Source organism: Chryseolinea sp. H1M3-3, from assembly GCF_029360725.1.
GTDB lineage: Bacteria > Bacteroidota > Bacteroidia > Cytophagales > Cyclobacteriaceae > Chryseolinea.
This window is the reverse complement of the sequence record NZ_JARKMY010000019.1, coordinates 229,316-249,962: the sequence shown is the minus strand read 5'-3', so window position 1 is coordinate 249,962 and position 20,647 is coordinate 229,316. Positions and strand designations below refer to the sequence as shown.

Annotated in this window: 10 protein-coding genes; 3 read left to right on the top strand and 7 right to left on the bottom strand. The window is 44.0% G+C overall.

All coding sequences use genetic code 11. The annotated features are described in order from the left end of the window. Window positions 1-160: 160 nt before the first annotated feature. Window positions 161-2,068, bottom strand: coding sequence for a sialate O-acetylesterase (locus tag P2W71_RS28135; protein ID WP_276374893.1), 1,908 nt, complete (start codon window positions 2,066-2,068; stop codon window positions 161-163). Window positions 2,069-2,325: 257 nt separating this feature from the next. Between P2W71_RS28135 and P2W71_RS28130 the strand changes: the two genes are divergently transcribed. From P2W71_RS28130 to uxaC, 3 genes are all read left to right on the top strand, one after another. Continuing rightward, window positions 2,326-3,732 (top strand): DUF1080 domain-containing protein, encoded by a 1,407-nt coding sequence (locus P2W71_RS28130; RefSeq protein WP_276374892.1) that lies wholly within the window; start codon window positions 2,326-2,328, stop codon window positions 3,730-3,732. Window positions 3,733-3,778: 46 nt separating this feature from the next. Beyond that, on the top strand, window positions 3,779-5,140 hold the full coding sequence (locus tag P2W71_RS28125) for a Gfo/Idh/MocA family oxidoreductase (protein WP_276374891.1): 1,362 nt from the start codon (window positions 3,779-3,781) through the stop codon (window positions 5,138-5,140). 370 nt (window positions 5,141-5,510) lie between these two features. After that, on the top strand, window positions 5,511-6,920 hold the full coding sequence (gene uxaC, locus P2W71_RS28120) for a glucuronate isomerase (RefSeq protein ID WP_276374890.1): 1,410 nt from the start codon (window positions 5,511-5,513) through the stop codon (window positions 6,918-6,920). Between the two features lie 170 nt (window positions 6,921-7,090). Here uxaC and P2W71_RS28115 read toward each other — a convergent pair whose 3' ends face one another. From P2W71_RS28115 to P2W71_RS28090, 6 genes are all read right to left on the bottom strand, one after another. Next, window positions 7,091-8,641 carry a hypothetical protein gene (locus P2W71_RS28115; RefSeq protein WP_276374889.1) on the bottom strand — a complete coding sequence of 517 codons (1,551 nt, stop codon included), beginning with the start codon at window positions 8,639-8,641 and terminating at the stop codon, window positions 7,091-7,093. Window positions 8,642-8,895: 254 nt separating this feature from the next. Further along, window positions 8,896-9,093, bottom strand: a complete 198-nt coding sequence (locus P2W71_RS28110; RefSeq protein WP_276374888.1) for a hypothetical protein — start codon at window positions 9,091-9,093, stop codon at window positions 8,896-8,898. A 268-nt stretch (window positions 9,094-9,361) separates the two neighbouring features. Continuing rightward, the gene (locus P2W71_RS28105; protein WP_276374887.1) at window positions 9,362-9,589 is read right to left on the bottom strand and encodes a hypothetical protein; all 228 of its coding nucleotides are present in this window, start codon (window positions 9,587-9,589) and stop codon (window positions 9,362-9,364) included. Between the two features lie 59 nt (window positions 9,590-9,648). Continuing rightward, window positions 9,649-10,188: an ORF6N domain-containing protein gene (locus P2W71_RS28100; RefSeq protein WP_276374886.1), complete on the bottom strand. Its 540-nt coding sequence runs from the start codon at window positions 10,186-10,188 to the stop codon at window positions 9,649-9,651. A 1,272-nt stretch (window positions 10,189-11,460) separates the two neighbouring features. Further along, window positions 11,461-12,036, bottom strand: coding sequence for a hypothetical protein (locus P2W71_RS28095; RefSeq protein ID WP_276374885.1), 576 nt, complete (start codon window positions 12,034-12,036; stop codon window positions 11,461-11,463). Further along, window positions 12,023-20,593: an Ig-like domain-containing protein gene (locus P2W71_RS28090; protein ID WP_276374884.1), complete on the bottom strand. Its 8,571-nt coding sequence runs from the start codon at window positions 20,591-20,593 to the stop codon at window positions 12,023-12,025. The genes P2W71_RS28095 and P2W71_RS28090 overlap by 14 nt, the downstream gene beginning before the upstream one ends. Window positions 20,594-20,647 lie beyond the last annotated feature (54 nt).

Here is a 20,647-nt window from a genome sequence, read left to right as displayed (position 1 = left end):
GCTCACCCCAATTCGCATCCTAAATCGTAAGCCGCGAATGAGGTGACTACTTAATTGTCGCATCAATCCACAAGCCCTGGTGAGTAAACTCCCACGAAGTTCGTCAGCGAGGTAGCACGTACATATGGTACGTTACAATACAATACTCTATGATTAATGGCTATTGGTCGGTTCTGAATGGACATGCCGGCAATCCTTCTTTGTTGTATAAATTTGCATCATCGGGATTATCGCCCCAGGCATATCTTACGGATACGGGGTCTTTTATCTGATCGCTGTAAACCACAACCTGATCACCTTCCACATAGGCTTTTGCCCACACATATTTCTTGTCGCTACCAGCGATTGCAAAACCTTTAACGTATCCATATTTATCCTTTGCGTAAAGACCTCCTCCTGCGTTCGTGAAACTCAATTTGATTTTTTGTCCTTCAGCGGTCATGGATTTGTAAACGGGCCCGGAATGCACTACATCCTTATTATATGCAACCTTCAGTGCACTGAGCGCCAACCGTAGGCCTACATCTTGTTTGTTGCGCGGATGAATGTCTTTTGCTTCACCAATGTCGATCGCTATTGCTTGTCCGGTAGCAGGCAGTTTCAGCGTCAGACTTTGTGCTTCACGGAGTTCCGCCCATTGACTTTCGTTAGGGAACTCGGCAGGCGCCATGAAGTTAGCGAGCTGCACCCAGAGAAAAGGAAAATCATATCCCCACTTGTTCCTCCAGTTCTTAATTAGCGAGGGAAACAAAACCTGATAATGTTTTGCTTTTGAAGCATTCGACTCACCTTGATACCAAATCACACCTTTCATGGTAAAAGACGTCAACGGTGCAATCATAGCGTTGTACAACTGTGATGGAAATGTGTTGGGACCTGTTTCTTTAATTCCAAAATCACTTGTCAGTACCGATGACTTATAATCCCACGAGCCTGCCAATGAAAAACGCTTTCCATTAATCTCCAAAAAGACCTGATCCTTTTTACCGTATAAACCACCACCCCCACCGGTGTCTGTCACTTTTACGACAATCACATTTCTTCCTGCTTTTAACAGACCGGGCTCCAAAGAATATTGACGATCCTTCGTGTATTCGCGAGACGAACCAACCAGTTTTCCATTCACATACGTATCATCTCCATCATCCACCGGACCCAAGCCAAGCAACGCTGGCTGACCCTGAACATCAGCTGGCAGTTCAACTTCCTTTCTAAACCAGACAATACCATCGCTGCCTCCAAGTTCTGTATTTCTCCATTCCTGGGGTTGTTCCATTTTTTTCCAGTCGTTCGCTGGATAGGAAACGTCATACCATTTTTCGAAAAGGCCTTTATCCTGTTTTAAAGCAGCGTCATATTTTTCAACACGGCTTGCATTTTCCTTTGCCATAGACGCGTATGCTTTTGGATCTATTGTTTTATAATCCTCCTCCAGCGACATGATATCCCAGCTTATCCATGTTTCAATATTTGTTCCTCCCCATGAACTGTTGATCAGTCCAATAGGAACATCCAACTCTTTTAATAATTTTCTTCCGAAATAATACGCGACAGCGGAAAAGTCACCAACGGTTTGGCTAGAACATACTTGCCAGGGACCACCCGATATATCTTCCATGGGTGAATAACTCATCGCTTTGTTGACCGTAAAGAGTCGGATTTTATCATAATTGCCTTCTGCAAGCTCCTCACTGGCATTATTGGAATTTTTAACAACCCACTCCATATTGGATTGGCCGCTTCCAAGCCAGACGTCTCCAATGAGAATGTTAGCTAACACTATCGGCTCCTTATTACGTTCCGTAATTCTCATTTCAAATGGCCCGCCATGCGACATAGGCTTGAGGGTCACCATCCAAAATCCTTTGCTATTAGATTTCGTTTCCGCCGTCTGACCTTGAAACATTACCGAAATATTCGCTTGTCTATCCGCCCATCCCCAGATCTTAACGGGTGCATCACGCTGAAGCACCATGTTGTCTGAAAATATTTTCGGAAGCCTGATCGCTGCAGAAATGGAAATATTGAAACCAAGAATACAGGTGAGTAATAATATTATTTTCTTCATGCGTGGTAAATAAAATTCCGGGATTGAAAGATGGTGATATGGATGACAAAACAAAATGAATCTAAATTTTTAAGATTCCAACTTCTCAAAAATGACTTTTTAAATATATTTGGCGAAATATTAATTTTTCAATTCGTGCACGTATCCATGCTTCTCCAACACCCGATACCACAGGATACCCGCTCAATCTTTATTGTACCTACCAAGAATCGTAATACTTCTGTTAACATTTGTTTATCTTGGCTTTCAATTAATAGATGAGTGTACGTATTGGTTCTAAAATAGAAACGTCTGTTGATGTCAATATGAAAAAATATCTCACTATTCTTTTACTCTGCGCGACCATTCATGGTGTATCACAAACAAAAACAAAAGAGGTCAGTCTTTTTAATGGAAAAGATCTGACTGGCTGGAAAATTCTAAATGGAAAGGCAAAGTATGATGTGGTAAAAGGCGAGATCGTTGGTACGACTGTTCCCAATGAACCGAACTCATTCCTTGTCACGGACCAGGTATTCGGGGATTTCATTTTTTCACTGGAATTTAAGATCGACTCAGGAACAAACTCGGGAATTCAATTTCGAAGCGAAAGCAAACCTGAATATCAAAATGGACGAGTACATGGGTATCAGATGGAGTTTGATACATCACCGCGTGCGTGGACAGGAGGAATTTATGATGAAGGTCGCCGGCAATGGTTATATCCGCTGGAATATAACCCAGTAGCCAAGAAAGCTTTCAGGATGAAGGAATGGAATACGGCAAGAATAGAATGCATCGGCAATACACTTCGTACTTTCATAAATGACATACCTGTCGCTCACCTGGTGGACGACATGACTCCCAAGGGCTTCATCGCCCTTCAAGTGCACTCTGTTAGCAAACCGGAAGATGCAGGTAAACAAGTGCGTTGGCGAAACATCAAAATTCAGACGCAAAATCTCAAACCTAGTCCAGCCGATAACATCCATGTTGTTAACCTCATACCTAACACATTAAGCGATCAGGAAAAGAAAAACGGTGTCACCTTGTTATGGGATGGAAAAACAAATGAAGGGTGGCGTGCGGCCTATTCGGATAAATTTCCGGAGCAGGGATGGGAAATAAAAGACGGTAGCCTTACCGTGCTGAAACCTAGCGCACCGAACAGCAAACACAACGACATTGTTACCGAAAAAGAATTCGGTGCTTTCGATCTTCAGTTTGAATTTAAATTAACAGAAGGCGCTAACAGTGGCGTAAAATATTTTGTACAGGAAAACGAAAAATACAAAGGTGCAGCCATCGGGTTGGAATACCAGGTGCTGGATGATGCCAAACATCCGGATGCCAAACAAGGTGTTGTAGGAAACAGAAGACAAGCGTCGTTATATGATTTGATCCCCGCAATACAAAATACTCGGGGGCAACACAAAGTAGGTGAATGGAACTGGGCACGAATTGTTGTATACCCGGATAACCGCGTAGAGCATTGGTTGAATGGATACAAAGTGGTAGAGTATCAAAGAGGCACGCCTATTTATGATGCACTCATAGCAAGAAGCAAATATGCCGAATATGAAAAGTTTGGAATGGGTGAAAAAGGTAGAATTCTTTTACAAGACCATGGTGATGAAGTTTCTTTCCGCAGCATCAAGATCAAAGATTTGACAGCAACAAAATAAACGGAACGACGACAAATAAATTAAACCAGAACTAAACCGCTGAGATATGAAAAAAAATTCCAGAAGAGATTTTATTAAAAAGACTGCTGTAGCAGCAACGGGAACCTATCTCGGTGCGTTGGGTTTTAGTCCAAAAAGCTATGGCAACATCATCGGTGCTAACGACCGTGTTCGTGTAGGCGTCGTCGGCTATTCAGACCGGTTTGTAGGTTCACTCCTACCCTGTTTCTTAAACCACCATAAAGAACTGAACTTCGATATGGTAGCGGTTTCCGATATCTGGAAGTTGCGCCGTGAAGAAGGCCAGGCGAATCTGAAGCAAAAATTAGGACACGATATCAAGGCATGCCGCAACAACGACGAGTTGTACGCCACCAAAGATATTGATGCGGTCATCATCAGTACAGCGGATTTTCAACATGCATTGCATACTATCGAAGCCGTTAAAGCGGGATGCGATACTTATACGGAAAAACCATTTGCAGAAACCATGGAAGATAACCGCGCAGCGTTGAAAGCTGTGCGCGAGTCGAAGAAGATTGTGCAGATAGGATCACAACGAAGAAGTGGTGCTAACTACCATGCGGCATACGACTTCATTCAAAGCGGGAAGTTCGGACCTATTACCATGGTGGAACTGTCCTGGAATGTGAACCAGCCCGGCCGTTGGAGAAGACCCGGAGCTGTCGAAAAAATGAAAGAAGCGGACACGGACTGGAGGCGTTTCTTATTGAACCGTCCATTTGAAGCCTTTGACGCCCGTAAACATCTTGAGTTCCGGTTGTTCTGGCCATATTCTTCCGGAATGCCTGGACAATGGATGAGTCACCAAATTGATACGGTTCATTGGTTTAGTAAATTACAACATCCAAGAAGCGTTGTTGCCAACGGTGGAATATATGCATGGAAAGATGGCCGCAAGAATTGGGATACCATGACCGCAGTGTTCGACTATGGTCCACTCAATGACATGACTTCCGGTTTCCAGGTCATGTTTACGTCACGCATGCATAATGGAAAAGAAAACCCCGCGGAAATCTATTACTCCAATGGTGGTGAGTTAAATCTTAACACCAACAAGATTACATCAAATGGTGGATTGGATGAAAGGCATGCCAAGGCTATGAACATGCAGGCAAACCTGTTGCCAACGATGGATATTTCAGCAGCAGCGGAAAAAGTAGTGGCTTCGGCGAACACCGGTGGCGACTCACTCACTTCTTCACACATGAGAAACTGGATGGAATGTGTTAGAAGCAGAAAAGAACCTAACGCTCCAATTGAAGCCGGTTATTCTCACTCCATTGCCAGCATCATGACAACAGCAGCAGCCCGCTCCGGCACGAAAGCAACTTTTGACGAACAAAAGCAAGAGGTAATGGTAGGCAAAGAAGCATTTAAATATTAATTCAAATTTGAGAGCAACATTGGCATTCATTCATTATTCGATATTCGATATTCGATGTTCCTTGTTCGATATTCTTGTTGGCTACTTCTCCAGAAATTAGAATATCGAATATCGAACAAGGAATATTGAATGATGAATGGCCGTTCGAAGAAAAGGATTTTAAAAATAACAAATGACGAGACGAACGCACTCATTCGATATTCGATATTCGATATTCCTTGTTCGATATTCTTATGGTACTTTCGAAACCAGAATATCGAATATCGAACACCGAATATTGAATGATGAGCGGCCGTTCTAAAAAAGCGATTCGAAAAATAACAAATGACGATTTTCAAAAAACCAAAATTGCAAAACGATTTAAACTAATATGATCAAAACTTCCAGGCCTTTTTTAGGTGATGATTTTCTATTGGAGACTGAGGCATCCATTCACTTGTACGAAAAATATGCTGCACCCGCTGCTATCTTGGATTATCATTGTCACTTGTCACCTAAAGACATCGCCGAAAACAGGAAGTTTCAAAACCTTACTGAAATTTGGTTAGAGGGCGATCATTATAAATGGCGAGCCATGCGAACCAACGGTGTGGCAGAGCGCTATTGCACGGGCAATGTTTCACCTTATGAAAAATTTTTGGAATGGGCGAAGACAGTTCCGTACACCATGCGGAATCCCTTGTACCATTGGACGCACCTTGAATTAAAGAATTACTTTGGAATAACAAGTGTACTGGACGAGACCACCGCTAAAGATATTTATAACGAATGTACCGCTGCCTTGCAGCAGGATGACTTCAGTGTGCAGTCCCTCCTTAGGCGAATGAACGTTGAGGTTGTCTGTACCACGGATGACCCTATCGATGCATTAAATTATCATCAACAGTTCAGCAAACAAAAAACCAACATCCGGATGTTCCCTACCTTCCGTCCGGATAAAGCTTTTGCAGTAGAGAATCCAAAAAGTTATAACGAATACCTTGAAAAGCTCAGCACGTCTTCAAATGTTTCTATCCAGACATTCGGTGATCTTTTAATCGCTCTGAAAAACAGAATTGAATTTTTCGACTCATTAGGTTGCCGGGCTGCCGACCATGGCCTGGAATTCATGTTTTTTGATGAAGACGCAAAAGCGAAAGGCTCGGCGCTGTTTAAAAAGGTTCGCTCAGGCACTGTGTTAGATTATACCGAACGTGTTCAGTTTAAATGCGCCGTGCTCATCGAGCTTTGCAAACTGTATCATTCGAAAAACTGGGTACAACAATTTCACCTGGGCGCGTTGCGTGGAAACAATTCGCGCATGCTTCGTGAGCTCGGACCAGACACAGGATTTGACTCCATGGGTGATTTTCCACAAGCACAAAGCATGTCGCGGTTTTTTAATGAATTAGATGATACCAATCAGTTAGCCAAAACCATTATTTACAATATCAATCCTTCGGATAATGAAACGTTTGCCACCATGCTGGGCAATTTTAGCTTAGGAATACCGGGCAAAATGCAGTGGGGATCAGGGTGGTGGTTTCTTGATCAGAAGGATGGTATGGAAAAACAAATGAACACCCTCTCCAACATGGGACTCTTATCCCGCTTCGTCGGCATGGTCACGGACTCCAGGAGCTTTATGTCTTTCCCAAGGCATGAATATTTCAGACGAATTCTTTGTAACCTTTTGGGCAAGGACATAGAAAACGGAGAGCTGCCAGACAATTTTGAATGGATTGGGAAGATCGTTGGCGATGTCTGCTATAACAATACAAAGGAGTACTTTAGATTGTAAGTCGTGTGAGGCTGATAGTTAAACGTTAAGACTGCCAGATTTATCGTTATCGTCCTCGTATTGGCTTTGTCTTTACGGAAAATTCGGCGCTTATGCGGTGGGTTGTTATCAATCAAATCAACAGCGACTAGCCACAGAACGATCACCGCGCATATCGTTCAACTATAACTTTAATCTTTTTTCTTTTTCATTGGGAATTCAAACCCAAAACGCACATTAACTACGTCGGCGTACGGACTTTTATGATCGGGATTGAATAGTCGCATCATCACCAGGGCCGTACCTTTTACGTTTTTAATGAATTTGTATTCTTTCTTAACACCTACAAAAGCCCCCCATACCCACTCCCGTTGAAACGGATCAACGGTAGGTGTACGCGTAATCGGCGGAACGTTAGTATTCATAACCTCAACTTCAACACGCGGGGAAAAACCTTTCCATAATTTAAATTCTCCAAAGGTTCGCGGTCCGTAGATTTTAGCTTGAGCATTAAAAATACCATTGTCAAAATTATAGGCCACCCGTTGGTTCCATCCTATTCCGGCTGTGATACGACCGGTGAAACGATATCCGGCGTCGGGATTGAAATCTACCAGCACATCTCCCCCTTTCTTCTGAATTTGAATGCCAACGCCAGGGACTAAACGTTCGATGAAAGGTTTTCCTTTCATTTCATTGGGAGGGCGTTTGGTAGCTTCACTAAGGCTGTTTAAACTGGAATATTTGGATTTGTATTTGGCGAGTGTTTCCATCGCTTCCTTTAACTGTTGCTCTTTCCCTGCAAAATGATTTACTGCCACTTGTTTTGCCTCCTGTATCGCTAACTCCTTTAAAGAATCGGGATTCTGCATGCTGCCCGCGATATCTTTGTATTCATCCAAAACCTTCGTCTGATCTTTCACTTCATTCATACCAGACAAGTCTTCGGCTTTCGATTCAGCTGCACCGGGTATATTCTTTACTTCACTTAAATCTCCTTTCACAACGCCCTGAACATCTTTCCCATATTCGCCGACTTTACCTGTGACATCTGAAATGCGTCCCGTTTCTTCACCAATACCTTTTAGGCCCTCCATGCCAGGAATAGCTGCATCACCCAAGGGCGATTGGATATCAAGTCCCCCTAGACTTTCCATACCCGACTTTCCAACCCCCATAGCGGGAATGTTTAGATCACCAGCCGGAATTTGAAATCCGTCAATTTTAGTGGTTACATCGGCTACCTTTCCTAAAAGCTGTGACGGTAGTTTTAAGTCGTTAAGTTTGCCCACCGTTTTTTCTTTAAGCTTTTTCACCTTCATATCGAGTTCTGAAAGCGTGCTACCACGAAGTTGATTTAAGCTATCAAGTGTGCGTGTAATTTTTGAGGCCGATTCATTTATCGATGTTAAGCTGTCTATCTTGTTTTTAAACCCGGACTGAATGGAATCGATGCGGTGGTTGGATAGAGTATTAGATGAAAAAGAAAGTGATGTTAAACTATCAAGTCTCCCCTGCCAGATGCTTTTTGCTGAATCCAGTTTACCGAGTTTGCGTCCATAAGAGGCTTTCAAACTGTCTGTGCTGGCATAGAATGCTGACTGAAGAGAATCTACCGCTCGATATTCCTCTGCAAACTTTTCTTCTTGGGGAATGGCCGTAAGGCTGTCAACGGTTACATTTTGTCCAAAGGAAATAGTAACAACGAAGCAAAACAACGGGATAATAATACACAACTTCATACATTGTAAATGTAGAAAAATAAGTGGTTTTTGGTTTCCCGGCGCTTGTATTTTTTTTGGTTCCTATTCAATATCATCTTTTTGAACGAATTTTAAAAATAGGGAACAAATAAATATTCATGCAAAGACGCAATGGCGCAAATAGGCGCAAAGGTTTTCCTGACTAACTGTAAACATTGGTGGCTGCAAAAAAATGTGACATAAGATTACAGAAGGGTCGGCCGTGTGTCGGATATGGATGGACTGCCGCGTAACTAATCTTCCTTCTTATGCTTGAATCCAATTTTGCGCATGGGCTTTGTCGGGGGATTCAGTAATTCTTTCAGGTAATCAAAGATTAGTTTTATATCATCATCGTGTTGACCTACTTTCCTTTCTATTTGTTCGAGCTTTAGTAAAATGTCTTTGTTTGTAAGAACCATCTCACGCAGCTTGGTAAATATTCTTATCACTCTGATGTTTACTTCTATTGCTGTGCTGCTATTTAAAATACAAGACAGCATGGTAACTCCTTGCTCTGTAAAATTGGAGGACGCAAATTGCGTCCTCCAATTTATCTATCCTAGTGGATGGAACTTATTTACTTCTTCCGTCAGTCCTTCCTTTTCATTTATGCGATATGCTTCCGTTGAACTGAACCCCGCAATGGCGCAAATAGGCGCAAAGGTTTTCCTGACTAACTGTAAACATTGGTGGCTGCAAAAAAATGTGACATAAAAATTACAGGAGGGTCGGCGTGTGTCGGGTGCGGGATGGAGCGACCAGTACCCCCGTCAAAAAAGGTTCCTGAACGCGCCGTCCTTGCGCGATCTGTGTCATCAGCGTTGTGAGGGCTTCTGTCCAGTTTTTGGTATTGTTGTCAAGATATTTCGCATAGACTTCCATCTCAACGGTATCGCCAGGCGTTACACTTAAAGATTTGCCTAGTCCGGATTTGTCATTAGGCATGCCGGTAAGGATCGGCCGCGCGTTGGCTGTGGGGAACTACTCTATGGAATGCAGGTGAACTAATCTTCTTCCTTGTGCTTAAATCCGATCTTGCGCATGGGTTGGGTTGGCGGATTGAGTAGCTCTTTCAAATATTTAAAGATTAACTTAATGTCGCCATCATGTTGCATTGCTTTCCTTTCCAACTTTTCCAGTTTCAGTAAAATATCTTTGTGAGTCAGCAACATCTCCCGCATCCGTGTAAATATTCTCACGATCTGCACATTTACTTCAATAGCTCTTTCACTATTCAATACGCTTGCTAACATTACCGCACCATGTTCAGTAAATGCAAATGGACGATTCGGTGAGTATTTCAGCTTATTCAAGTGTGCATAGCTTTCTATTAAATGTTGCTTCTCTTCCTGACTTAGTTGGAACATAAAGTCTTCAGGGAAGCGTTTTATATTTCGCTTTACTTGCTCATTTAATCGCTTGGTTGTTACTCCGTACAACTCGGCAAGGTCCGTGTCGATCATTACTTTCCTCCCTCTGACAATAAATATTTTGCTGATTACTATTTCATCGGGGATGGCTACTTCTGCGTTCTTTTTGCTCATATCGGATGTTTTAGAGGTGGTCGCATTTTGCGACCACCTCTTGTGGCTAAATTAGAAATATTCATTTATAAAATTTTGGGAAGTCACAAATTGTGACATCCAATTTTCCTATCCCAATGGATGAAACTTATCCACTTCTTCCATCGGTCCCTCCATTTCATTTATGCGATACGCCTGTGGAACTGATGTATCGATGACCAGCCAGGTATTGCACTTGGCTTAAGTTGTATTACTTCAACCACTTCACGATCACGCTGGCCTGATCTGCTTTAGCATTCACTACTAATTTATTTTGCTTTCGAAGTCGCACCATTAATCGCGTCATGTAATTAGTCAGGTCTCTCCCACGTTCGATGCTCACAAAAAGCTTGTCGTTTTTTTCTTTTGACTTCTTAAGGATCCCTTTTCGTGTTTATAAAAAATATTCGTGCACGACCAGGAAGACTTGAACTACGCTGAGAAAAGAACAAATATTATTACATCGATCTAGTCATTCACGATGTAAAAATCAAGAAGGGACAGGCTGCTTAAATTCCAACGTAACGAACTTAATAAACGCTAATAATGCGCGAAGAACTAATGCTCACTTAAGTTCAATTCTCCAATTTATCCTTTCGAGATCTTTAACAGAAAATTCCATTTCCTTCGCATAATACCCACTAGATGTTAAAAGTTTTCCGGTCATATTTTTTTAACGTATCGATTTGGAATGGTAAACGTGAAATTTTCCATGATCGCTGTTACGTATGTATCGTTCCCACGCATTGCCCCCTCCTGTAAGGATTTGCACTTGTTTGGTATTGGGAGCAATTTCTTTATGGTAATTAGTGTAGAAGGTCTTAATAGCTAACCTGTCCAGTCCCGCATTGTACAATTCCATCACTTCGTCATGGGAAGTGCATACAAATGTACGGTATCATCTGATACATTTTAACGATAAGCTTATCATCGACTGGGTCGCAATTTAAGAGCATCGTTCCGAGAAAAAATAATAACAGTTGTTTCATACTAAAATTCAAATGTGTCGCTAGATAAATCTTGGAGAGAATTTAGCTCGAACTCTATGATTTAGAAATTGGTTTATTTAAGTTCAGCTTCGCCAGTTCGAAAACTGGCAACATGACAAGTCCTAGTCTCGCCACCCCACATGCCGACGCTGGAAGACTTGAACTAGACGGGTCTCGCCAGCACAAATGTCAACGCTAGAAGACTTAAACTTGCTCTTCCATTGAACGAGAAACTCGGACTAAAATGGGAGGTTCAGAGGTTAAGTTAAGGCCTTCTGATTTTTATATCGGCTGGGGCTATTAACAGCAAATCCTCTTTCCTGTCAACTATTTGGTATGATTCAACATAGGACCCCTTTATTTTCTTAGTGCTTTCTTCAACAACCATTATATACCGTTGATCCTCATAAGCATTTTCAAGCGTAACTTTGTAGTTATATAAGTAAATACCAAAAATTCTATGTTTAAAACATCCTGAGATGAAATTATTTTTTAAAAATAATGCCAGAGAAACAAATTTAAATGACTCGATTTCATTTAATCCCGTGACATTCTTCACCGTATCTATAAAACTTATCTTATCGCCAATTGCCATTCGACCAATTTTTTTATTGTTTATGAACAAATATTCTTCATTATCAAAGAAAAAATTTTTGACTTCAGCATCATTTATTTGATCCAATAAATGCCCCATCAATTTTACTGAATCCTGTACCATTGCAACCGAATTGTTAAAAACAATTTCGTTCCTGTTCTCTGAATTTTTAGCACAGGATTCGACGATTAGTACATAAACTAATAGTACAAAAACAGAGACAGTCTGTAATTTATTTTTTATCATAAGTTCCATTAAACCCATTAACGATCATTAAAGTGTCCCTAGCATGGTCAAAATACCCGTCCATATTTCCGTAATCCGCATTACCCTTTGATACTTGATTAAGTCCAGCTCCTAGTAAAGCTAACTCCAACGGCAAACCAAATGATTTGGCCGCGGCTCCATAATTGTAATTACCAAAATCATCAAAGCGCATCAGTCTCCCATTGTACCATGCGAATTGTCCGCCTAGCTCTCCAGGGCTGTAACCTTTACCTGGTTGTTTTATATCATATGGGGCACCTGTCTTCACCTTTTCCGTAAAATGTGCAAGTTGCATAGACAAAATCACAAGGGGATCAATCTCTGGATCCTTGTAAAGTTTGTCATACTCCTTGTATTTTGAACTAAAGTACATCCTAGTTTCAGCTAATGTCTTGCTAAACTTTTTAGTTGCATCTAACCACTCGCTAGTATTATCGTTTTTATTACCGGTTTCTGAATATCCTTTTTGTTCATGGCCAACTTTGCTCAACAAATCGCTAAAACCAAAACCCGGTCCCCCTCCAGTATTTCCGCCACCATTTTGCCCCTCATTTCCACTGTTGCCACTTGCATAATAAATGTCAATGTGCTTCTTACCGTCCTTGCCCACATACTCGGTTCTGTAAACTTCCTCCCCTGAGCAGTTACATTCCTTCTTTGTCTTATCGTCATTGGACATGCCGAAAGGATCTACAAACCTGATTGGATTATTATATGCATAGGCATATGGATTCCATGATGCAAAGGCGTCCGATAGAGGATCCACTACATGCCACCTTCCAATTTGCGCATCATACATCCTAGCCCCGTAATCCATCCACTGCAAGTTCAGCTCATCCTGTATTTCCTTTCCGTTATACTGATGAGGTTGTTGAATAGAATTTTCTCTTTGATAAGCGTTGAAGGCAAGTCCAAACGGATAATAATCCTGCGATGACACAATTGGTCCTTTGCTGTGCTTCACTTTAAAGTCATCAAAGTAAACTTCCACGGGGGTGTCGTTTTCGTTGCTTAGGTAAATATACACATAACCAGGTTCTTTCACGATGATCCGTTCGGCGCCTTCGAAGGCCAACTTCTCATGCGCTACATCCGTTCCATTTTCTTTTGGTAAATCTGATAAGCGTTTAAAGCCGCCTGTTTTGAATACAAAGTTTTTATCGAAGATCATGTAGTTCAAATAGGCTTTGGGGCCTGTACCGGTCTCGCCGGTTCGGGGTAGCACGCCTATGAATGGGAAGGTTGTACCGTCTATGCTGCCTGGTGCGCCGCCATCGATGAAGGTTCCTGAAGGTGCCGTTCCTTGCGCGATCTGTGTCATCAGCGTTGTGAGGGCTTCGGTCCAGTTATTGGTATTGTTGTCAAGATATTTGGCATAGACCTCCATCTCAACGGTATCGCCAGGCATTACGCTTAACGATTTGGCAAGTCCATATTTGTCATTAGGCATGCCGGTAAGGCGTGTGGCATAACTTGTCACGCCAGGGTTAACGCTTATGGTAGCCTGTGCGGTAAAGCTCCCCTCATCGCTCGTAGCGGTAATAATCGCCGTGCCCGTTGAGACGGCAGTAACAACACCGTTGTTGTTTACCGTGGCAATCTCAGTGTCGCTGGAAGTCCAGCTCACCAGCCGGTTCGTTGCATTGGACGGCGCGATGATCCTGTTAAGCTGTGCGGTTTGTCCCGTGGATAGCGAAAGCCGGCTGGGTGAAACACTCAGTCCACTCACGGAAACAAAACCTGTTGTGATGTCCTTTACTATCACCTTGTCAAGCCAGACATCGCTGATAACTCCTTTAGCAAGGTAGAAAGCAAGCGTAAAGGAACTGTTCAATGTTACATTGCCGTCATTGCAGAAAAACTGATAGGGACCGAATGTCTGGGCCGTTGTTGTGAGTGTGGCATTGGCAGACCAAAAATCGGTGTTGGTCTGCAAACCGCGCAGCGCTACGGTGAGGTCACGGCCTGTTTGACCTTTGGCCATGAAGCTGATCTCATAAGTATGACCATAGTCGAGCCGGAAATTAAGACTATTGAATGGCTGCAGCGTCCAGCTTTCATTGTTGGCATCTACAACGTCTACTTTGAGCGCGTTGGTGCCCGAGAGATTTGCTCCTGTAACCACGCTCATGCTGGCGCCCCCTGGTGAATAACCCGGACCAGTCCAGTCTCCCAGTGTCCAGTTCGTTGTGCCTGTATCGAACTCCCCGTTGACCACCGAATTGTTGCCTGCTGCCGTTACCGTTAGTGATGTATTCGCCGTGTAATTACCGGCGATTGATGTGGCGGTAATAGTTGCGCTTCCCGGAGCAAGGGCGGTTATAAGACCGTTTCTGTTGACTACGGCAATGGCGGTGTTGCTCGAAATCCAGGTGACTTCGTTCAAGGCGTTGGCGGGAAGCACGGTCGGCGTGATCTGGCCATGCTGGCCCACTGCCAGGCTTAATGCTGATGGTGATACGGTAAGGCTGGTGGCAGGAGTACTTCCCGGTGTAACATCTTTGACGATCACCTTGTCGATCCAGACGTCACTAACGGTACAGGTCGCAAGGAAGAAGGCCATGGTAAAAGAAGTGTTAGCGGTGACGGCATAATCCGTACAGGTAAACTGATATGGCCCGAAGGTCTGCGCGGAGGTTGTAAGGCTTACATTGGTGTTCCAGAAATCGGTATTTGTTTGCTCGCCACGCAAAGCGGCACCTATCGTTCGTGCCGATTGTGCCTTGGCAATGAAACTGATCTCATAAGTCTTCCCTGCCTCCAATTTATAATTTAACGGTGTATAGGGTTGAATGGTCCAATACTCGCAACTGTTACTGACGATATCAACAAACATAGCCTTGCTTCCCGACATATCACTGACCGTTGCAGCGGAATATTGATTCGAGCCTTGCGAATATCCCGGGCCAGTCCAATCGCCCAGGGTCCATCCTGTCAACACGTCAAACTCTGAGTTGCTTATCATGTTGACATCGCCGGGCGTCACGCGAACCACTGCTTTCGCCGTATGCCCGCCGGATGCGGTCGTCACCGTAATCATCGCCGTGCCGTTGGCAACCGCTGTCACGACACCACTGCTGTTCACCGTCGCAACGGATGGGTTATCCGAAGACCAGCTTACGCTCTGGTCTGTCGCCTCAGCTGGTGTTATAGTTTTTAACAACCTGCCTGTCTGTCCCGCAGACAATGCAAGTGATGTATTTTGAAGGCTGATGCCCTTCACGGGCAAGCCATTAACGCCAGGTCCCGTAAATTCCAGCCAATCCATGTTGATCACAGCTCCGGCGTCTTTAATGAGCACCACGATATTTTGTGCACCGGTAACGGGGGTCAGGGGAATTATATAGCTGGAGTAGGCTGACCAGCTTCCGGTATTCGGACCCTGCATATAGCCTAAAAGTTGCCCGGACGGTGTGCCGAGGCGCACCTCAACCCGGCCGGCGCTTTCCGGTGCTCCGCAAAGAATTTTCACGCCTGTAACCCCCGTCATGTTGATGTTGTTGTATTGCAACCAATCTCCATCGTCGCAGTAACCAACAATACCGGCCGTCACAGCAATACCGCTTTGTGCATTATAATTTTCCGCTTCTATATGTAGGTTAATGCTCCCTTGCGGAGACGTTTCAGGCACACCGGTAATTTGGTCGGAATGATCGAAGACTTTGGCATTCACTTTAACAGCCTCATCATAGTAAATGAATTGAGATCGTTCCTGCGGAACATTCAACATTTCGAGCGTAGCAAGGCTTTGGTCAATATCTTGTTTTGTGGTAAAGGTTACGCGTACGTTACCCAAGTGATCTTTGAGATGGTATTGATATTCCGGTGTGGTCGTGCTCGTAAGCTTGATGATCTCAAACTCATTCAGGAACATTACTTCGCCGTTAGTCACGGTATTCCATACCAATCCCCCGTGCAGCGTCGTGGTAGCCGCAGGAATGGTAACGACTTGCTCTATCCAGGATTCGTTGGCAACACCAGCGGGAAGTTTTGCTCCGGGCCAGTTGAGGTCATTTCCATTTGCTTTTATCTGAAGGTACGCTGCACTGCTCCCGGTGCTATACCCTTTTACACGGATAATATATTTTTCACCTTGAGAAACCGAAATTTGTCCGCCAACGGAAGATGCGCCCGTTCTTGCCACTGTACCATTGGAAGTGATCTGCAGATATTTTTCATTCCCATTTTGTGTAACGGTTGACAAGCTGGCATTGGACGTGGTGATGCCGGATGTTGTTTCGCCATTGTGAAGCGAGATAAGTTTATTTTCCGCCATAACGATCCGGCCCTCGGAATGATTGATGAATTGAAGTACATCATTTTCATACTGCAGTTCCCCGATGTAGTCCACCTGCTTATTGATGGCACCAAAAGTGGTGACTTGTGAGAGCTTGCGACCGGTGGCATCGTAGATGTACCGGATACTATTACCGCCTTTGGTAACTTTTTCAGGAAGATTCAAAAAGTTGTAGGTAACTTTGTTTGTTGTGTCGGCAAGCGTTGTTCCAATGCCTTTGTTCAGGTCCCGCGTCATGTTGCCATTGTCATCATAGGTGTAATCCTGAACGTCGCCGGCATTAACCTCATTGAAACCTTTCACTTTATCGGTTGCGTTTGCTGTCTGATCCTTTACGTACAATAGCTTATTGCTCAACGTTGAGCCAGCGCCGTAATGATATGCCAGGTCATCGATCAGTACACCCCCTTCTCCTCTTCGCTGGAGGGACTGAATGTTTCCGTTCATGTCGTAAGACAAACCATTCTCATCAAACTGGCCAGCAGCCCATGTATTTGTTGCCGTTGATTGTTTGTGCGCTGCGGCAGTCAGCCTGTTCATGGGATCGTATAAAAAGTCATACGCCATTTCTTTAACTGTGCCTTGACCAAGGCCGGCACTCCACCTGATTGCAGATATGTTTCCGTTGTAATTTTTTTGTGTGATGGTAAAGTTTCCACTTGCAAAATTTTCGTTGTAGGCAAGGTTTATTCCGAAGTAGTCGGTCGGATCTCCTTCTTCTGCTGTCAGGTTGCTGTCATTGATCCTGGTTAGCCAACCGCGGATATTGTAACGATAATCCACGGACTGTTTGGCATTGGTGCCGTTGGTATTCGTACTGTGAAGTTTTTTATCGACAAGCTGTCCCATTTCATTGTACTTGTTCAGGGCAAGCACTACCGGGGTACTGCCGTTAACAGAGTGTTTGATCCACTTCAGGCGGCCCATGTGGTCGTATTCCGGATTTTCTTCAATAGTGGGGCCGGCCTCGCCGGTATAAGTGTATGTTCGGCGGGTAAGCAACACCTTTCCTACAAAGTCAACAATATTGGATATCCTAACCGTACCCTTTTGATGATCGCTGATGGATTGTACCAGGCGGTATTTGGCATCATAAAAATTCACCGTACGCATCCATTGGTTGGAGTACAGGTTTCGCACCCGCATCGCTGTTACTTGTCCGCGTACTTTCACCGCGTTTATGGTGGTAGCATTTTCCTGTTGTGCAAGCGTTTCAGGGTCCGCCAGCGACTCGTAAGTATAGGTATAGCCGACCGGTGCAATGTATGTATCATATCGATCGTAATAGGTAGCGGTGAGATATGCAGCTTCTACCGGAGCGGTTGGAAACGATATATTTGTATATCCCAATATCGCACCAGTCGCCCCCTGATAGGTTTCTGACCAGGCTTTTCCGGTTGTAAGGGGAACGGTATAAAAGGTGTCCACAGCTGCTTGCACAGTAGCCCTAACGTCATTGTTAACGTATTTACCGGTTAGCACGGGGCGGTTCATCGCGTCGTACTTAATGAATGTCCATTCCTTGCTTGCCGGGATGCGTTGGTTCCCGTCCTGTGTAAGCACCAGCCGGTCACGGCCATCATACACCATATAAACAGGTTTTGCGCCCGGTACTTGTTTTTCAATCATTCTGCTTCGTCCGTCGTACTTATATTGGAAAGCCCAGTTTTCCAAGTCGGCAGCTGTAGGATCGTAGGTATCATTCTGATGAATTTTTTTACTGAGTTCCGGAGGAAAAACAAAACGAAGATTTCCCTTGTCATCATACACATAATAGGTGAGCGCCCAGTCGGAAGTCAGGTTTAAATTTGTTGACCCAGTCACGGCCTGCACTTTCTTTAATACAATCTGGCCAGCCTTATTACTGTATTCGCGAACGGCATTGTTCTTTTCGTCAACAGTCACCTTAATGGAAAGTTGGTTACTGCTATAATATCCCCCCGTCTCAATGTAGTTGGTAATTGCGGTATCTCGTTTTGGTAGACCGCTTGCATCAATTTCCCATAAAATTACTTTTTCCTCCGTTGTGTTGCCATTCGTATTGTGCGAATTAATAAGATATTGGAATTGGACGTATTTATCCTGGCCGCCCTCCAAGGCAGGGCGCCAATCTTTTCCAACGCCATATACTTTGTCAGGTCGGTTCAGCGGTGAAGGCTCGAAGAACGTTTCGCCATAGGGAAACTGGTCATCTTTTACTTTATCAGTTTCGCCGTTGTTGTGGTAGTTGTAGTGCAACGAACCAGCGTAGGTGCTGGTTCCCAGTGGGTTTGCTTTGAAGTAACCACTTACTTCGGTAGAAACGTATGGAAGGTATTGTTTTGTTTCACGGCCATATTGGTCATAGGCCATGGGTTGTACAATATCTTTTGATTCCGGAGACCCCTTTGTATTTACGGATTGAAGAGAACGGCCGAGACCATCGAAATAAGTATACGACTCGATGCGACTGCCAATAGGGAGAAGGGCGACATCTTCAAAAGCAAGTACACCTTTAACTGCTACTTGTTGCTCATGCACATAATTCTGGTTGTTGAAGGGAAACACAGCAACCGTGACATAATCGGATTGAGCATCACCTGTATCATCGGTCGCAGTAAATTTAAATGTATAATTTCCAGGCAATGGGTTACTGAGGATGAGTGTTGTCGTAGTTGTTCCACTCATCGTAACGGTCTCGCCGGCAACTTTCTCCCAAAGACGTGTTTGGATCGTTCCATCGGGATCACTGGCAGTTCCTGTCAGGGTTACCGTTGTAATGGGATAATTAACCTGTTGTGCGGGACCAGCATCCACAATTGGTAAAGCATTAACCAGCAGGTTTAATGTTGATGAGGTTGAGGTGCAGTTGTTTGCTGTTACGTCAAGGCTATATGTGCCGGGTTCATCAGTGGTATAAGAAGGTGTTGATGAGGGCCCTGTTACATATACGCCGTTCTTTTTCCACTGATAAATGTAGTTAGTCCCAGTGGATGCACTGATATTTTGGACGCCAAAATAGGAAATTTTAGCAGAACCGGTCGGGCTAATGGTTGCCGTTGGAAATGGGTAAACATTTAATCCTATTCCTGCGGTACTGGCCGATGCGGTATTGGTTGTGTAACAAATACCACTTAATCCGGACACTTCCAGTGTGACAACATCATCGGCAGGATTGAAAGTATTGGGGTCATTTTGAGCCGAACTTATCGGCAACGAGCAGGAACTCTGCGTGGATATTTGATTGCCATTCAATCGCCACGTATAGCCCGGCGCCAATAGCGAAGACGAAAAGGTTATATTTTCACCGGTGCAATAATTAAGTTTAGGCACTTGAATGGCCACTACGGGAGTCACACTGGAAGTGAGTGTAACGGTATAGGTACTGGTTTGAACAGGCGAATTGACGCACCAGTAATCCGACATCACTTTGCAATAGATTGTGCTCCCATTGCTTAGCGACGAAAACGTGTAATATGGTGAACTTGAGACGCTACCCACCGCATTGCCATTGAGATGCCATTGGTACGTCATGTTTCCAATTTCATTGCCAACCGTTACATAAAATGAGCCGCTCGGATTATAGGTACAAATTGTTCCCGGCCCATTGAGTTGAGCAGTGTAGGACGATTTCGCCTTCACCTCAAAATTTTTTGTTGAAGACGTCGCTGTTGAAGGAACGGCGCAATTAGCATTGCTATACATACTTACGTATGCCGAATGCCAGCCAATAGATAGGCCGTTGGTATTGTAGTTGTAGGAACTAAGATTCCCATTGTAAACAGGATTCCCATCTACATAGTAAGTATAACTTGGAGAAGTTCCTCCATTGGTAGGTGTTGCAGCGAGTATGACGCTACCGCTTTGATAACACGTTTCTGAAATATTCGCAAGTGTTACGGACGGCGTTACAGATGAGCCTATATTCAAAGTCAACTGTGGCGTTTGATCCGGCGACCCATTATACGGACACGCATAAGAGGCGCGGACGGTGGCCGTGACAGGGCTATTCCAAGTTACCTGGATGGAAGGATAGTTATTTGCACTTTGTTCATAATATGTAATTTGTGACGGCGTTGGGCTAATCGTCCAGGAACTGGTGGATGTAATTACAGGCCCAGAACACGTCGACCCGCCCTGGATATAGATATTAATGCTGCTCCCGGCACATAATTGTCCACCATAGCTAAGTGACTGCGCATACGATTTACATATGAATAATGCCTGCAGTACGAAAATTGTCAGCAACAATTTTTTCATAAGGGTTTAGGCTAGTTTAAAGGCTGGTTGGTTAATTGGTAAAGGGAAACGGGC